14 protein-coding genes are annotated in these 17,688 nt (G+C 38.6%); all 14 read right to left on the bottom strand.

The genetic code is table 11. The features are described from left to right. Positions 1 to 152: 152 nt before the first annotated feature. The 14 genes from AC1VS3_RS04535 to AC1VS3_RS04470 all read right to left on the bottom strand — a co-directional run bounded on the left by AC1VS3_RS04535 (position 153) and on the right by AC1VS3_RS04470 (position 17,683). Positions 153 to 479 carry a single-stranded DNA-binding protein gene (locus AC1VS3_RS04535; RefSeq protein WP_008688269.1) on the bottom strand — a complete coding sequence of 109 codons (327 nt, stop codon included), beginning with the start codon at positions 477 to 479 and terminating at the stop codon, positions 153 to 155. Positions 480 to 655: 176 nt separating this feature from the next. Continuing rightward, positions 656 to 1,939 carry an EF-P 5-aminopentanol modification-associated protein YfmH gene (gene yfmH, locus AC1VS3_RS04530; protein ID WP_481275535.1) on the bottom strand — a complete coding sequence of 428 codons (1,284 nt, stop codon included), beginning with the start codon at positions 1,937 to 1,939 and terminating at the stop codon, positions 656 to 658. Continuing rightward, complete coding sequence (yfmF, locus tag AC1VS3_RS04525; RefSeq protein ID WP_008688264.1) at positions 1,920 to 3,176, bottom strand: EF-P 5-aminopentanol modification-associated protein YfmF; 1,257 nt, start codon at positions 3,174 to 3,176, stop codon at positions 1,920 to 1,922. The genes yfmH and yfmF overlap by 20 nt, the downstream gene beginning before the upstream one ends. A 141-nt stretch (positions 3,177 to 3,317) precedes the next feature. Continuing rightward, positions 3,318 to 4,268, bottom strand: a complete 951-nt coding sequence (locus tag AC1VS3_RS04520; protein WP_008688262.1) for an ABC transporter permease — start codon at positions 4,266 to 4,268, stop codon at positions 3,318 to 3,320. After that, the gene (locus AC1VS3_RS04515; RefSeq protein ID WP_008688260.1) at positions 4,265 to 5,368 is read right to left on the bottom strand and encodes an ABC transporter permease; all 1,104 of its coding nucleotides are present in this window, start codon (positions 5,366 to 5,368) and stop codon (positions 4,265 to 4,267) included. Before AC1VS3_RS04515 ends, AC1VS3_RS04520 begins: the two co-directional genes overlap by 4 nt. After that, complete coding sequence (locus AC1VS3_RS04510; RefSeq protein WP_008688258.1) at positions 5,365 to 6,891, bottom strand: ABC transporter ATP-binding protein; 1,527 nt, start codon at positions 6,889 to 6,891, stop codon at positions 5,365 to 5,367. Before AC1VS3_RS04510 ends, AC1VS3_RS04515 begins: the two co-directional genes overlap by 4 nt. Positions 6,892 to 7,167: 276 nt before the next feature. Then, positions 7,168 to 8,235 (bottom strand): BMP family lipoprotein, encoded by a 1,068-nt coding sequence (locus tag AC1VS3_RS04505; protein WP_008688256.1) that lies wholly within the window; start codon positions 8,233 to 8,235, stop codon positions 7,168 to 7,170. A gap of 96 nt (positions 8,236 to 8,331) precedes the next feature. Continuing rightward, positions 8,332 to 9,171, bottom strand: a complete 840-nt coding sequence (locus AC1VS3_RS04500; protein WP_008688254.1) for a YjjW family glycine radical enzyme activase — start codon at positions 9,169 to 9,171, stop codon at positions 8,332 to 8,334. Continuing rightward, entirely contained in the window at positions 9,149 to 10,657 is a 1,509-nt protein-coding gene (locus tag AC1VS3_RS04495; protein ID WP_008688252.1) for a YjjI family glycine radical enzyme, read from the bottom strand. Before AC1VS3_RS04495 ends, AC1VS3_RS04500 begins: the two co-directional genes overlap by 23 nt. Continuing rightward, the gene (locus AC1VS3_RS04490; RefSeq protein ID WP_008688250.1) at positions 10,650 to 13,046 is read right to left on the bottom strand and encodes a DNA translocase FtsK; all 2,397 of its coding nucleotides are present in this window, start codon (positions 13,044 to 13,046) and stop codon (positions 10,650 to 10,652) included. Before AC1VS3_RS04490 ends, AC1VS3_RS04495 begins: the two co-directional genes overlap by 8 nt. Before the next feature lie 26 nt (positions 13,047 to 13,072). After that, positions 13,073 to 14,734: a ribonuclease J gene (locus AC1VS3_RS04485; RefSeq protein ID WP_008688249.1), complete on the bottom strand. Its 1,662-nt coding sequence runs from the start codon at positions 14,732 to 14,734 to the stop codon at positions 13,073 to 13,075. 181 nt (positions 14,735 to 14,915) lie between these two features. Then, the gene (gene miaB, locus AC1VS3_RS04480) at positions 14,916 to 16,355 is read right to left on the bottom strand and encodes a tRNA (N6-isopentenyl adenosine(37)-C2)-methylthiotransferase MiaB (protein WP_008688247.1); all 1,440 of its coding nucleotides are present in this window, start codon (positions 16,353 to 16,355) and stop codon (positions 14,916 to 14,918) included. An 86-nt stretch (positions 16,356 to 16,441) separates the two neighbouring features. Further along, positions 16,442 to 16,615 (bottom strand): 4Fe-4S binding protein, encoded by a 174-nt coding sequence (locus tag AC1VS3_RS04475; protein ID WP_008688245.1) that lies wholly within the window; start codon positions 16,613 to 16,615, stop codon positions 16,442 to 16,444. A 282-nt stretch (positions 16,616 to 16,897) separates the two neighbouring features. Beyond that, complete coding sequence (locus AC1VS3_RS04470) at positions 16,898 to 17,683, bottom strand: TIGR00282 family metallophosphoesterase (RefSeq protein ID WP_008688244.1); 786 nt, start codon at positions 17,681 to 17,683, stop codon at positions 16,898 to 16,900. Positions 17,684 to 17,688 lie beyond the last annotated feature (5 nt).

Here is a 17,688-nt window from a genome sequence, read left to right as displayed (position 1 = left end):
GCAAATAGTTTTCTTATATGTTATTAAGCAAATGGATTTTTCCCTTTTTTGATATAGCAAACCAATGTGCGCTCATAGTTTGATACGCATTCTTATGAATTTAAAAAAGAGCAATACTATAATAATACTTAAAAAAACGGGACAAAAGCTGTTTAGCTTTGCCCCTCTCTTTGTATCAATGATACATATTCAGCAATAATATCATAAGATCGATGTTGCTGCCCATCATTACCTTCAAACGTATGCGATTGTATTCTTCCCTTCACTGCTACCGTGTCACCCTTTTGAGCAACCTCGGAAGTTGTTTGGGCAATTCCTTTCCATAACGTAACTGCCAAAGTGTCAACTTCATACACCCCTTCACTGTTAGGAAATGCTCTTCGTACATTAATCTCCATCACGGCGAATTTATTTCCCATCGCTGATTCACGAAGCTTTGGAGGTTCGACAATATTTCCCACAAAAGCCACTAGATTCATATAAATAATCTCCTTTCACAACATTTGTTGTCTCTTTATGGCTTACATTATGTCAAAGGATGCTCCTTTGTGCAATTTCACGTATTTGTATGAAATAAAGAAAAAAGATGAAATCAAGCTGATTATTTATACTCTTTCCAACCTATTTCATCTCTATTTTACAAATTTGGTTAAAGTTACTTGCTTTTTTCTGGCAATAACGTAACGATACTGCAATGTCCCTGCTTTAGCTTATTTGCTGCATCTTTAATATCTTTTTCATCAATAGCATCTAGAATATCCATTGAAGAAAAGAAATCTGTCTTGTCAAAGTAGCAACGAGCCGATGTAATGACAATATCATCAAAACTGTTTAAGCTTCGTATCGCTTGTCCAAAATAACGTCGTTTCAATTGCTGTAACACTTTTTTATCAATATCGCCAGATTCCATACGCTTTAATGTATCCTGTACAATTTCTTTAAATTTTTCTTGTTTTAATGTTTCGGCGTAAAACATAATCATTCCATAATCTTTTCCTAAGTCTACTTCACAGCCCACATAGTCATTAAAAATCTTATCATCTAACCATGTTTGAAAATCTGGATACAACGAACTGAAATAGGCATCGAGCAATATACGAATACACCATTCTTCCTTCATGCGTTGGGATACATTCTCTACACCATCTAACTTATAGGCGATGGATACCTTTGGCAACGTAACATCCATTGAAAATGTATAAGTCTCACGTGCTGGCTTTTCACTTTCATCAAATTCTAACCGTTTGATACCTGCCATTTTAGGGAATTTTTTACCACTCTGATTTTCGCGTATGATTTTCATTATATTCTCAGGATCTTCGCTGCAAACACCCACCAACACCATATTGCTAGGATGATAATTAATACGATAACATTCTTCTAACTGTTCTAAAGTAATGGATTGCACACTGTCATCATCACCGCCAATATCATAGCGTAGTGGATGATTTTTATACAAGGATGCATATGTTTCCATCAGCAAACGCGAATCGCTCATTTGTTTATACATATGGAGTTCTTGTATGATGATACCCTTCTCTTTCTCTACACTTTCTTCATCAATGGCAAGTTCTTGCACAAAATCAAGTAATAGTTTCAATGGTTCCTCGATTGCATTACTTGTGGTGAAATAATATGCCGTTTCTGTATAGGAGGTAAAAGCATTGACATTTGCCCCCATTGTTGAAAAAGCATCCATGACATCCCCATCTTTCATTTCGAACATCTTATGTTCAAGAAAATGAGCAATACCGGCAGGGAAATGATATTCTTTACCATTTTCATCAACCTGTTTCATATCCATGGCACCTAAAGGGGTTACCATCATAAACATGGATTTCACATAATCTTTTTTTTGCCAAAGGATAACATGCAGACCATTTTCTAAAGTTTCTTCAAAGCGCGTTTCTTGATAACGCTCATTCACAATTTTCTTCATCGTCATCCTCCTTTGTCACTACGACTCCCATCTTATACTCACAACGCTTCATGACTTCCATAACTTCCTCACGCGTTACCTTCTCTACCATATCCATCAAATCTGATACACTATAATCCCTTTGTAATAAAGCATTTTGATAAGCGAATGCCATCAAAGAATACATGCTATCCTCACTGGCTTTTAAAGAATTAATGACCATACGTTTACTGGTATTTAACAAATCTTCGCTAAAATCCCCCTCACAAACACGGTGGAATTGTGTTTGAATTAATTCCATTGTTTTATCGATATGTTCTTTCTCAATTCCTGTAGTCACTCCCATAGCACCATCATAGCTAATCAAGTTCGAAAAAATGGAATAACACAAGCTGCGTTTTTCACGAACTTCTTGAAAAAGTAAAGATGTTGAATATTGTCCAAACACAGCATTTGCCACACGTAATGCATAATATTTTTCATCGGTAATCGGGGTATGGGTAAACCAGGTCATCATGATGTAGCTTTGTGAAATATGTTTGGTTAATCGTTTAGTCTCACTCTTTCGCTCATTTTCAACACAATACCAGCTTTGCATTTGCGTATTACGCGGTGTGAAACGCAGTGTTTCTTTTACCAACTTTAAAATGCTATCTTCTTCTATGTCACCACAAACAAGAATATCGATTAAATCTTCTTTCATCATCTCTTGATAAATCTGTTGAATATCGGATAGTGTCAATTGTTCAACTTGCTCATAAGTTCCAAGCGCCGAGATTCCTAAAGGCGTTCCCTTGCCTGCCTCTTGTAAACCGCATGTAATAGCATATTGTGATGGATCATCTTGCATTCGTTTGATTTTTGCCAACAAGATTTCTTTGTTTTCATGAAACACCTCTTCTTTGAGCAACGGTGAGAAAATAACCTCATGGAGAAACGCAAAGGTATCTTCTAACAGGGTGTTTTCTTCATTTAGAAAAGATGGATTAATGATTTTTGAACGTAGTTCAATGATCTGACTTGCACCAAAACCGGCTGTTTGAGCTGTTAAAGTCGCACCATAAAGCTCATCCTGCATCTCACTCATCTTTAATTTTGTATCATATTTCTGACAGCGGTCTACCAACATGAGTGCCAGTAATGAGCGCTTTGCTGATTTACCATCTTGTAAGGTATTGCGAAAGCGCACACTGATGCCGATATCTTTAAACTTTGTAGTTGGAATAAATTGTACCTGAATGCCATTTGTTATTTGCATATCTTCTACCTCCGTAGTTATTAGTATGAACAATCAAATTATTTTTATATCATTATTGGCATATTATACCATATACAATACAAAAAAAGAACCGTCGGCAATAGCAGACGACGATTCTATCAGATTATTTTGACATTCTTTTTAACGTTTACCTGAATCATATATCTCACCAGATGCCTTAGGTCCTACGGAACTGCGGGCAAATAGCAATAAGGCGATAATTGTCAACAGATATGGCAAAGCAAAGAATACTTCACTAGGCAGCGATTTTAAGAAGGGAATCTGTCCAGAATAATCACTCAACACCTGTGAGAAACCAAAGAAGATACCGGCCCCTAAACAGCCAAATGGTTTCCACTTACCAAAAATCAAACATGCCATGGATATAAAACCAATTCCATGAATAGAGAATACGGTAAACTGAACATCCAATGACAGTACCATGATAGCACCTGCTAAACCACCTAAGCAACCGGAAATCAAGACACCGATATAGCGCATTTTTTCCACATGGATTCCCATGGAAGCACTGGCTTGCGGATACTCACCACAAGAGCGCAGATGCAGACCAAACTTTGTCTTAAATACAACGAACCAGGTAATGATTGCTAAAGCAATCGCTAAATAAAAGGTTGGAAATACATTTGTGAAGAATAATGGTCCAAGTACTGGTATATCCTTTAAAACGGGCACTGATATTCTTGAAAAGCTTTCAATGAATTGTTCAGAACGCTGTGCATTAAAGATAATCTGACATAGATAGACAGTAAGTCCTGTTGATAGCATATTTAATGCAGTACCAGAAATGGTTTGATCTGCTTTTAAACTTACAGATACAAAAGCATGTATTAAAGAATACAGACAACCTGCCAACAAACCGGCTAAAATACCAATCCAAGGTGCTAAACTACCAAAAGAACTTTCCAACAATAAAGAAACGGTAGCACCAAAGAAGGCTCCAACAAGCATAATGCCTTCCAATGCAATATTTACTATACCGCTTCGTTCAGAAAACAATCCACCTAGTGCACATATAACAATTGGAGTAGCGACACCAAGTGCCAAAGGAAACATCTGAAATAATAAGGTCATACACTCTTCTCTCCCTTCGGCTCTTTTGCGTCCTTTTTATGACGCAATTTCGATAACTTATCTAATATAATGCGAATGCCATACTGCATTGCCACAAATAATACGATAGCAGCTGATATAATCTCTCCGATTTCCTTAGGAATACCTACGGATTGTAAGATTGGCTGTGCCACCTTTAACAAACCGAACAATAAGCCAGCTAATACAACACCAATAGCATTGCAGGCACCCGTTAAGGCAACGGCAATACCATCAAAACCATAATTTTCAAAAGAAGATAATACACGTCCATAGTTAAAAGTTCCAAGGGAAATGATCGCACCGGCTAAGCCAGCCATTGCACCAGCAATCATCATAGAATAGACGATGTTACGCTCTACCTTCATACCGGCATAACGAGCACCTTCTTTATTAAATCCCGTAGCACGCAAGCCATATCCAAAGCTTGTTTTCTCAATGATAAACCAATATGCCAAAACAGCTAGGATGACAAAGAAAATACCTAGATTTAAACGCGAATGATTTGTCAAAGATTCAAAGAAAGAATTACTTAAGCTTGCTGATTCCGGTATCAAAGCTGTTCGTGACGTATCCGAGCCCGGAAGTTGAACATATACATAATTAGCTAAGTACATACCGATATAATTCATCATAATACAAATAACAACTTCATGAAGATTAAACTTACTCTTCAAGATTCCCGGCAAAAAGCCCCATGCAGCCCCCGCAAGTATGCCTGCCAATACAGAAACGAGCATATGAACAACAGGAATCTGTGGGAATAAGACGGCAGTTGCAATAGATGCGCAAGCTCCCACCATTAGCTGCCCTTCTGCACCGATATTAAACAAACCGGTACGATAAGCAAAGGCAACCGATAGTCCCGTTAAAATAATTGGCATACTAGCAACAATAAATTCACCGATATAACGCGGATTGATAGAGCCACCTTTGATTAAATCTAGACCACTGGCACCACGCACTAAACCATAAAACAAATAGAAAGGATCACGTCCTGTTAAGAGAAGGATAACAACTCCTAACAAAACACCAAACAGAATTGCCAGAAGTGATATTTTTAAAGCATCTTTATTTTTCATTCATCTTCACTTCCCTTCTTTGAACCTGACATATAAAGACCCAATTCCTTGTCATCCGTATCTTTTGCCAGCATTTCCCCATTTTTATGTCCGTCAAATAGAACAACAATACGATCGGAAAGATCCAGAACTTCATCTAACTCAAAAGATACTAGAAGAACGGCTTTTCCTGCATCACGCTCAGCGATGATTCTTTTATGTATGTATTCAATTGCCCCAACATCTAAACCACGCGTTGGTTGTACGACTAATAACAAATCAGGACTGCGCTCAATCTCACGGGCAATAATTGCTTTTTGCTGATTACCACCGGACATACTGCGTGTAAGGGAATCCTTGCCTTCACCGCTTCGCACATCAAATTCTTCAATCAGTTTATCCGCATACGCATCCATAACATCTTGTTGCATGATCATATTTTTACAATATGGCTTACGATCATATTCATGAATAATAAAGTTTTCTTTTAAATGGAAATCAAGTATGAGTCCATGCTTATGACGATCTTCTGGTATATGTCCCATTCCTTTATCAAAACGATCACGAATGCTTGTATGGGTAATATTTTCACCCTTTAAAAGAATTTCACCGCTCTCTACAGAGGTCAAACCGCTTAATGCATGCACAAGTTCTTCCTGTCCATTTCCATCAATACCAGCAATACCAACGATTTCCCCTGCCCGTACGCTTAAATTAAAATCCTTAAGTCCTAAGACGCCTTTACTATTTTTTACATTCAGATGTCTTGTTTCCAAAACTACCTCACCAGGAGCATGGGGTCCTTTTTCTACCTTAAAATTCACTTCACGACCGACCATCATTTCGGCCATTTGCTGTGTCGATGTTTCCGCAACATTGACCGTACCGATATATTTTCCACGACGCAATACACTGCACTCATCAGCAACTTGCTTGATTTCATTCAGCTTATGTGTGATAAGCAAAATACTTTTTCCTTCTTTAATCAGCTTTTGCATGATTTCCATCAAATCTTCAATTTCCTGTGGTGTTAATACAGCAGTAGGTTCATCAAAAATCAAAATGTTTGCATTGCGGTAGAGCATTTTTAATATTTCTACACGCTGTTGCATGCCAACCGTAATATCGGAAATTTTGGCATATGGATCAACATTTAAACCATACATCTTAGAAAATTCTTCGATTTTCTTCGCCGCTGATTTAATATCTACCATACCAAATTTGGTAGGTTCCATACCAAGGATGATATTTTCAGTAACTGTAAAGCATTCCACCAGTTTAAAATGCTGGTGCACCATACCAATGCCTAGCTGGGTTGCATCATTTGGATCATTGATCTTGACTTCTTTGCCATTTACCTTGATCGTCCCACTGGTTGGCTGATATAAGCCAAACAAAATGGACATCAGTGTGGATTTTCCCGCACCATTTTCACCAAGCAAAGCATGAATGCTCCCTTGCTTTAGGCGTACAGTCACATTGTCATTTGCACGAATACCAGGAAAATCTTTTGTGATATTCAGCAGTTCAACTGCATAAGTCATAGGTTTCCTCCTTTAGATTCATGAAAACAATATACGAAAATAATGTTTTCGTTATAGCAAATCATGCGTACTCATATCTTACAAAGGATTCACACACTCCATGTAGTAGGCGAGTTACGCAAATGATTGCTTATTACTGATTTATTATATCATATTTTTTATTAGGAAATATACAAAAACAGACAGGAAAAGAATAACTTTTTTATCTTTACGTTACTCTCTTTCATGCAAAAAAAGCCTCTCACAAGAGAGACTTTATCACATATGTAGAAATAATTAACCGTTGCTTCCTGGAGCAATCGTACGTTCTGCAGAAACTTTGATTTCACCAGATTTGATTTTAGCAGATGCATCTTCAACAGCTTTCTTGATGTCATCAGACAGGTTAGGGTTTTCATCAGGTAAACCTACACCATCATTTGAACTGTCATAAGTCTGCAAACCAGCTTTAAACTTGTTGTCCAATACAGATTTAGAAACAGCCTCTGTAACAGCATCTACACGTTTCAAAGCAGAAGTTAAAGTTACAGATTTATTTTCTTTCTTATCATAGATACCTGTGCTGAACTGATCGGAATCAACACCGATAACCCAAACTTTTTCACCTTTTTTAGCGCGGTCTTTGGCTGCAGCGAAGACACCGTTGCCAGTACCACCTGCTGCGTGATAAATAACCTTAGCGCCTGCAGAGTAATGTTTTTCAGCTAAAGATGTACCTTTTTCCGTTTTATCATAACCACCAGCATAATCTACATAAATCTTGATGTTTTTATCTACTGATTTAACACCTTGTTCAAAACCAGCCTGGAAAGCACGAATCAAATCAACATCTTCACCACCGATAAAGCCAACAGCATTTCCGCCTTCAGCCTTTGCCTGCATAGCTGCAGCTACACCAGCTAAATAAGAAGATTCTTCTGCTTTAAAGGTAGCACTCTGTACGTTTTCAGAATCAATCACCGTATCGATGACCAAGAATTTTGTATCTGGATTTGCTTTTGATACATTTGCCATTGCATCATTAAATTTATAACCAGCTGCAACAACTAAATCATAACCATCTTCTGATAACTGATTTAGGTTTGGTTCATAGTCAGCATCACCTTTTGATTGTAGATACTTGATGCAGTCCGTACTGATATTATTGTCTTTTGCGAACTTTTCAATACCTTTCCATGAACCCTCATTGAATGAGTGGTCATCAATACCACCGGTATCCGTAACAAAGCCGATTTTTACCGGACAGTCTTTCTTCTTGCTGTCACCATCGTCTTTGCTGCCGCAACCGGCAAGAGTTGTCGCAGCCATCATCGCGACCAAACTCAGTTTTGCAAATTTGTTCATAAGGTTCTCCTCCATTTATTTGACCTTCCTAATGGTCCTATCAAAAGTTTACAATTAATCTTATCTTTTGTCAAGAAATTAAGCCCTTACAAAGCCCTAGATTATGATAGAAGTCGTATTACCATTTTCCTCACAGATTTGCTTATACTGAGCCACGTACATTTGCGAAACCGTTGTATTTCCCAGCGCTTTCAAACCTTCTTCACGCACTCCATACTGGCGGTAGCGTATCAGCTTATATCGACTTTGCTGTTTCAAAAGCTCACTGACATAGCGTACTGTTTTCTCATTTTGTTCATCTTGATTAGGTAAAATCACCGTACGTACTTCTTCCAACTTCTGTGTATGTAATAAATACGCTAGATTTTTTAATACCATAGTATTGTCACAGCCGGTAAGATATTGATGAAATTTTGCATCAACTGCTTTGACATCCAACATGACCCCATCACAAACTGCCATCAGCTGAGGATATTGTGAAAAGTCGTAATACCCATTACTGTCAATCAAACATGTTAACCCAAGCTTTTTTACTTTTTTAAATAGGTCCAATAGGAAAGCCGCATGATTCATACACTCTCCTCCACTCACCGTGATTCCTCGCAGAAAAGCTTTTTTAGCTTTAATTTGCTCAACTAATTCTTCTACGCTCATATAGCGTATCTTAGGTGATGCTAAATGCGTACACGTATGAATACATGTATCACAATCTACGCATTTATCAGAATTCCACAAGACCTTTCCCGCTTCCAATGTCAAAGCGTTTGTTGGACAAGTTGTAACGCAGTCCCCGCAATGCATGCACATATGGATTGTTTCGGGATTATGGCAATACAGACAGGAGAAGGGACAGCTTTGAAAAAAGATGGCGCAGCGATTACCTGGGCCATCTACATTGGAAAAAGGAATGATCTTATTTACGGGCGCTTTCATCATATACACGACGATCCAGAGCGTTTGCTGTGTTACGTGCTCCCTGTCCAAACACGGTCACATTATTCAAACTTGCTTCTTGGCGGTCCAATTTTTCAATTTCACTTTTCTTTACCAGATATCCGGTCACGCGTACTACATCATTATCCGCATTATAGCCGGTAAAATAGCGCATACCTTGAGCAAAGGCTCCCTTGATGATATCCAATAATGCATCCGGTGTATTGTTCCATGTATCATCAAATTTAAAGATATCACCGATTCCGGATACAAAATACTTATGGAAATTGCACTCTACAGCGATATGATCACATAAATCCGGTTCACAGCCAATCGGGATACGAGCACCTGGTGAATTTTCGCGGCCATCACTGTCGATACCAACCTGTGCATGCAGCACATATTGGTTATGACAGCCTTCACAATACAGACCATGATGGTTTTTTACCATCGTTTCAATCGCATTCATGATTTCGACACCAAGTTGATGTGCTTTTTCATTATGTCCATAACCTTCCTTAGGATCTTTTATACCTAAAAGATGGTTGCAGCATTCTGCCAAGCCTACAACACCAAACATACCTGTGAAGTTTTCACGTTTAACAAAGCCTTCTTTTACCAAGAAATTAGCCTTGAAAAAGTTACTTTCCTCTACGATATAGCGAATACGATCGTCCATAAATTCTAACATCATGTTTACATAATATGGTAAGATATGCTCCATGAAATCAGCTTTATCTTTTGCCTTGCTAGCTACATTATATAAGCGTATTCTTGGCAGCGTATAACCGCCTCCACCGATCTTTAACGCATTGTAGCAACTGGCGATGCCATATTCTCCGATACCATCTTGTCGATACATGACATCATTAGCAAAGCTTGGTTTAGCTGTTGCCAGCATACAATCAATGCAGGCTTTCGCAAACTCATCGCTTGTCCGTTCTGGATCATACAATAAAGTAACATTTGGTATTGCTAACTGCATTTCTTTTGTTAGATCTAAGATGATTCTTGCCACACGACAATCTTCTGGTCCGATGTTGGCATGTACAAAAGAATCCGTCAACGTTTTATCGATATGCAGCAAAAACAGACGCAACGCTTTACGCGTTTCTTCTTCGTCCTTATCAAATGGAGTGAATAAATCAGCAAAGTTACCCAGATAGACAGGAAAAGAAGTAATGCTTGGAACATGTTTGTACATAATTAATAAAGCATTGGTAGCTTCCCAGATATCTGTCGGTGGCTGCAAGCCTAAAAATGCGCAACCTTCTTTCATCAACTTTTGATAATCCGGCAAGATATAGCGAGGGCGATAAGGTGCTCTTCCTTCTCCTAAATCACATAAAGTTTCTTCCTCCAATGCCTTTTTCATCTCCGGTTTTAAAGGTAATGAATCATCATCGTTTTCAGCCAATCTGGCTAATGCCAATAATTGTTGCTGATAAGTTAGTGTAGGGTCACTGATAATATCTTTTACTCTACTCATCAAAATCATCCTCCTCATAGCGTACAAGCACCTCACGCGGCTTAGAACCACGACTAGGTCCGATAACGCCTTGTTCCTCCAATACGTCGATCAACCGCGCAGCTCTGGCATAGCCAATACTGAACTTACGCTGTATCAATGATGTACTAGCCTTCCTAGTACTTATTATAAAAGATTTTACCTCTTCATACAAGGGATCTGCACTTTCCTGCGTAGCAGCATATTCACTATCTACAGCCTCTAAACGTAAAAAAGCATCCTCATATTTGGGTTTTCCTTGGGCACTGACAAAGTCACAAATGCTCTGTACCTCCGCATCACTTACAAACACACCTTGTACACGGGTAGGATTGGTCTCTCCCACCGGGATATATAACATATCTCCATAACCTAAGAGCTTTTCTGCACCCATCTGGTCCAGTATCGTTCGTGAATCCACAGCGCTAGATACCGCAAAAGCGATACGCGATGGAATATTGGCCTTAATGACACCAGTGATAACATCGACACTAGGGCGTTGTGTGGCTACGATCAAATGAATCCCGGCTGCGCGTGCCAACTGCGTAATACGTTGAATACTTGCTTCAACCTCTTTCGCTGCAACTAACATTAAATCAGCTAATTCATCTATGATGACAACGATCCACGGTAGTTTTTCTAAACCATCCTCAGGATGATTTTCAATATATGTATTATAGCCGGCAATGTTACGTACACCCGCCATAGCAAATAGTTCATAGCGTTTATCCATCATGGCCACAATTACCTTTAAGGCGCGATTTGCTTCCTCTCCATCGGTAATGACCGGACCTAACAGATGGGGAATTTGCTTATAAGGTGTAAACTCCACCTTTTTGGGATCTACTAATAGCAACTTGACCTCATCTGGTCTTGCACGCATTAATATAGAGGTAATGATAGAATTCACACATACACTTTTCCCGCTTCCGGTTGCTCCAGCAATTAACAAATGGGGCATCTTGTTGAGTTCTCCATATACACAGCTGCCCATGAGATCTTTTCCTAAGGCAAACAACATTTTTTTATCCTGGTACTTTTCCGGAACTGATTTCATCAATTCTTTCATGCTAACACTAGTTTTTTCCACATTGGGAATCTCGATGCCAACAGCACTTTTGCCAGGTATCGGTGCTTCAATTCGGATATCTTTTGCTGCTAGTGCCATTTTAATATCATATTGCAAATTGCTGATTTTATTGACACGCACGCCAAGATCCGGCTTTACTTCAAATTTAGTGACAGATGGTCCAATGTGCGTAGCCATTAAAGTAGCACGTACACCAAATTCATCTAAGATTTCAATCAACCGCTGGCCACTTTCATTTGCTGCCTTGATATTCGCAGTACTGCGGGCTTTTTTTCCTATATCATTTAACAAGGTCAGCTTAGGCAACTTATATTTTGACCAATCCTCTTTAAAACTACTTACGAATGTATCACTTTTTCCTATCGTTTCTTCAATGATTCGTTTATCTTCCTTTTGCTGTTGCACGGCTTTTGAAGCTGTACCAAAACCTATGACAACCTCATCCTCTTCCTCATGAGCATCCTGGCTTGACACAAGCGGTTCAAAAGCATCATTGCGACCATCCGTAATAATATCAAACTCATCATCCACATCTAAGAAAGACACCTGTCCTGGACGAACGCGTTCTTCCAAGTTGATCTTACCAAACATGCTTTCCTTAGCAGGTGTGGTATTTGCTTGTTCACTCGTCTTTTCGACCTTTTGTTCCTTTTTCAACGCTTTCTTATTTCGTCGCTGTTCACGTTTGGCTTGAGCATTTTCTTTCATTGAGGAAAAAGGCTTTTGGAATGCGGATGCCCCTTGCCGTAAATACGCAAATAAAGGCCCTGATATAAGCAAAATACAGCCTAAGACCACTAAAGCGATGATAATGATCTTAGTACCCGTATAATCCACCAAAAAAGTCGTGATGGACACAAGAAAAGCACCAATTAGTCCACCACCAATCTGTTCACCATGAAAAACTTGCGCACTGTTGCCAAGAAAATGGGATAGTATGTCCATCCCCGTTAGTTTTTCATCATTAGGCAAACTTGCCGCAATTAGCCATGCGCTCAGTAAAACGATGACCCCTGTTGTATATTTCAGAGGTACATCGCTAATATTTTTCTTAAGCATCCACATGAAGGAAAAAACAATGATAAGACCGTAAACGACACCATATAGATTTCCAGTCACATATTGGATAACACCTGTGATCAGATTGCCTAAAAAGCCAATTTCCAGACATCCGATAATGGATAAGGTAATGAGGACCAAAGCATAAATATAAACCAGAATTTCATTTTCAGCTGCCTGTTTTTTCTTTTGCGCTTTCTTTGTTTTCTTTTTTGCTGCCATACTGTCCTCCCTTCTCTACAAAATACTTATGAATTAATTTCCATAATGACCGGTAAGACCATCGGGCGTTTCCCGGTTTCCTTCATTAAATATTTACTGATCTTATCGCGCGCTTCTGCACGTACTGTCAAATTATCATAACGTTTTTCTTTTACTGCTTTTTCGATACAGTTTTCCATGATATTACCGACTTCTTTAATGATATATTCTGCATCCTTTAAATAAATCAGCCCTCTAGTCTGCACATCCGGACCATTGGATATTTCCTTCGTCTTATGATTAACACCAACACCGATGATCATCACCCCATCTGTCGATAGAACCTCACGATCCTTCAAGACAACACCTGTCACATCCCAATTTTCCTTACCGTCAATCATCGTATCTTCTAATTCCAGACGCTGTGCGACACTCTTTAAGATTTTATTTTCAAATAAGGCAATCTGTCCGTTTTCCAAAATCAGAATACGATCGGGTGAATACCCCATTTTCGTTGCTAAATTTGCATTTACATATAAATGACGATACTCGCCTTTGATCGGTATATAATATTTAGGTTGGAAGAGATACAGCATCATTTTCAGATCTTCACTGGATGGATGCATAGATAATACGGTTTTAGAATCCAGCGTATAAATCTTGCCGCCCTCTTTATAAATTTCGTTTTCCATATTGCTGGCATCTAATTCTGTACCACTGACAATTGGACTGGCTACAATAATCGTATCACTCGTACGGAAACTTACATGCGCATCTTCATGATTAGCGATATTTGTCATCGTACGGAACAGATTTTTACCATTGCCACTAATCAAAACGACAACATCTTCCATGTCATCACTAAAGTTCTTTTCATTGATTTCCATCTCTTTAGGAACGCGATAGTATTTCATCGTTTCTAAATGTTTTAACAGTTCACGAATTCCTTTATCATGAAAAAAGATCTTGCGATTAAACTTTTTCGCCAATTCAATAATTTCTATGATGCGGAATAAACTTTGGGAATAACAGGAAATCAAAATTCGTGTTCCTTCACTAGCTTCAAAAATCGGTTCAATCAAAGATGTAATGCGATGTTTAGGAGCCGTGTGTCCACTCTTATCAGCGCCCTGGGATTCACACAACAGACACAAAACACCTTTTTTTCCTATATCACTTAATTCGTTTAAATCACATAAATATTCTTTTTGAAGCATATCATAATCTACGATAAATTCTCCTGTATAGACGATATATCCCTGATCGGTACTGATCGCCAATCCAAAATTGTCAGGAAATGCATGTGTCATTGGGAATGTACGTATTTTGACACCGCCAATTGTCTGCTTACTGCAGCGTTTTAAACGATGAATCTTTGCATTCTTTATGCCTTCTTTTTTTAGCATCTCATGAATGATATTCGCAGTTAAAGCACCTGTATACACTGGCGCATTCACCTGTTTTAATAAATATGGCAAGGCTGCCACTACATCATCATGGGCATGGGTGATGAAGATCCCTTGAATACGTTCTTTGTTTTCGATCAGATAAGAGAAATCCGGAATGATGAATTCCACTCCTAACTGTCCTGTATCCGGATATTTTAATCCGGCTTCAATAATAAATATAGCTTCATTGACTTCAACGACAAGCATATTCTTGCCATCTTCATCAAGTCCACCAAGCGCAAAAATGCGTACTTGATCCATAAATCGTTACCTCCGTTTTCATATTGTTATTATGTTTTCTTATTGTTTCATTCTGAATGAACTCGAAATTCCATGATAAACTAATGATATTATACCACTAAACATCAAAAAAAAGACAAGGGAATTGCTTTTTATCGCAAAAACCATAAACGAAACCATAAAAAAAGTGATTGCTCACTTTTTATAGAATTTGTTCACCATCTAAAGAAAATGTCTTACATGCTGTGATTTTCACTTTTACGATATCCCCAGCAGTCACATGCTCACCAGTAAAATTTACAAGCTTATTGGTTTCTGTATAGCCACTCCATACATTCGCCTTTTTCTTGCTGGCGCCATCCACCAATACCTTGACTACTTTACCGAGATATGCCTCATTTTTAACGTGAGCATACTGATTCCAACAAGCATTAAGTTCCGCCAAGCGACGCTGTTTGACTTCCAAAGATACACTATCCGCCATACGTGCAGCCGGTGTTCCTTCTCGTGGAGAATAAATAAAGGTAAAAGCATTATCGAACTGACATTCTTTCACTAGATCTAACGTATGTTGGAACTGTCCTTCGCTTTCATTAGGAAAACCCACAATGATATCTGTAGAGATTGCACACTCTGGCATACGTTCTTTGATCTTATGGAATAAGGTGAGATATTGTGCGTTTGTATAACGACGCCCCATAATCTTCAGAATTTCATCATCACCACTTTGTACCGGCAGATGTATAAATGGCATAATATTGTCATAACGTGCAATCACATCAATCATCTCATCACTAAAATCCCATGGATGGCTTGTTGTAAAACGAATACGTTCTATGCCAATTTTCGCCGTTTCCTCCAACAATTTCGCAAAACCACCTTCGATATGCAAATCTTTTCCATAAGAATTAACATTCTGCCCCAGCAAGGTAATTTCTTTATAGCCATCTTGTTTTAACTGACGTATTTCTTGCAATACATCTTCCATAGCTCGGGAACGTTCTTTTCCTCTAGTATAAGGGACGATGCAATATGTACAAAATTTATCACATCCATACATAATATTGACCCAAGCCTTATGTTTGCCAAAACGTCTTACCGGAAGATTTTCAATGACATCGCCTTCTTTTGACAACACCTCGACACTACGCTTATGCCCAACCATCACCTCATACAAAAGTTCTGGTAAACGATGAAGGTTATGTGTTCCAAAAATAAGATTGACATGGCGATATTTTTCTAATAACACTTGTACGACATCTTCTTCTTGTGCCATACAACCACACAAACCAAAAATCAAATCTGGATTGCTTCGTTTCAAACGCTTTAAAGAACCGATCTCGCCCAACACCTTATCCTCAGCATTTTTACGAATAGCACATGTGTTTAACAAAATCAAATCAGCCTGTTCAGGGTGTTCTACCGGTGTAAACATCAATTCTTCTAAAATACCTGCCAAGGTTTCAGAATCGCGTTCATTCGCCTGACATCCATAAGTTCTTAGATAGTATTTCTTTCCCTGTCCCAGTGTTCTAACTTCACTAGGTATTTGAAACAAGCTTTTTTCAATCGTGACTTCTTTCTGTGTACGTTTTTGGGCCTCATGCAAATTAGGCAACGCCCATCCTGGCTGTGTTTTCATTTACTTCCCTGCTTTCTTTTTTCTAATATAATAAACATCCTAAGTGGATGATCTTGACTTAAAAAAACCAAGCATTTCTACTTGGTTTACTGAGAGATTGCTTCTACTGGACAAGCGGAAATACAAGATCCGCAGTCAATACAAGTTCCTTCATCGCATTCTGATTTAGAATCAGCGTTCATGGATAAAGCTCCAACTGGGCAAACTCCTACACAAGCACCACAACCGATGCAAGTATCAGCATTTACATTTACTGGCATTCTTTATTCCTCCTTTACAACCATTCCTATTATACCAATATCTCCAAGGACATGCAAGCATTTAAAGCCAAAAATACTTTTGTGAAGACGCACTTGTTACGTCTTTCACAAAACTATGAACAACCCTTTGAGAAATCTTTTCTTGTACATATCCGATCATCATAAAGTTTCCCCTAAATAAGGCTTTAAACATTTACCTGTTAGAAAGATGAAAGCAATCAAAGTTAAAAAAAGGAAGAACATTCAATGGTTTTCCATTGTCTTTCTTCCTATTTTAAGCAATTAACATTCAACATGTTCTGGACGTATTTGAATGCGTTCGATACCTATTGCACGATTCGTTGTATCATCGATATCCACTAAAGCACCACAGAAAATCCCTTCACCTTCAGCAATTTTGAATTTGGTCTTCTCTTGTGTTGTAAAACGCGTTACTATTTCATTCACATCACGTCCTAAAACACTGGTATACGCACCGCACATCCCCAAATCCGTAATAGCCGCACACCCATACACGATTCGTTCATCTGCAGTTTGTACGTGCGTATGTGTGCCAACTACAGCGCTTAAGCGATCCGCAAAGCAATACGTAAAAGCGATTTTCTCGCTCGTTGCCTCAGCATGAAGATCAACCAGATAAATGTCTGCTTCCACTTCTTGAAGAATATCTTCCATGCAATAAAACGGCGAATCTATTACATTATTCATCCAAACTTCACCACTTAAATTCGTGATGGCAACCCGTTTCCCCTGTACCTTAATCACAACGGTATGTTCCCCATATTCTAAAGGTTCCATATTGGCAGGGCGTACCATACGCTCAGCTTCATCAATAAACTGATAAATATCATTTTTAGAAAATGTATGGTTTCCCATGGTGATGACATCAATCCCACAGGCCAGCAGTTGGTTATAAATGCGGCGGGTAATACCTTTCCCATGAGCAGCATTTTCACCATTTGCAATTACCAAGTCGATGGCATACTGCTGTTTCAAAAGAGGAAGCTGCCGGCTAACAGTTTCCCTTCCGGCAGCTCCTACGATATCTCCTATAAATAAGACTTTCATATTTT

The sequence above is a fragment of the Longicatena sp. genome (assembly GCF_982403165.1).
Note: the sequence above shows the minus strand (reverse complement) of the source record. Positions and strands in the feature narration are given on the sequence as shown.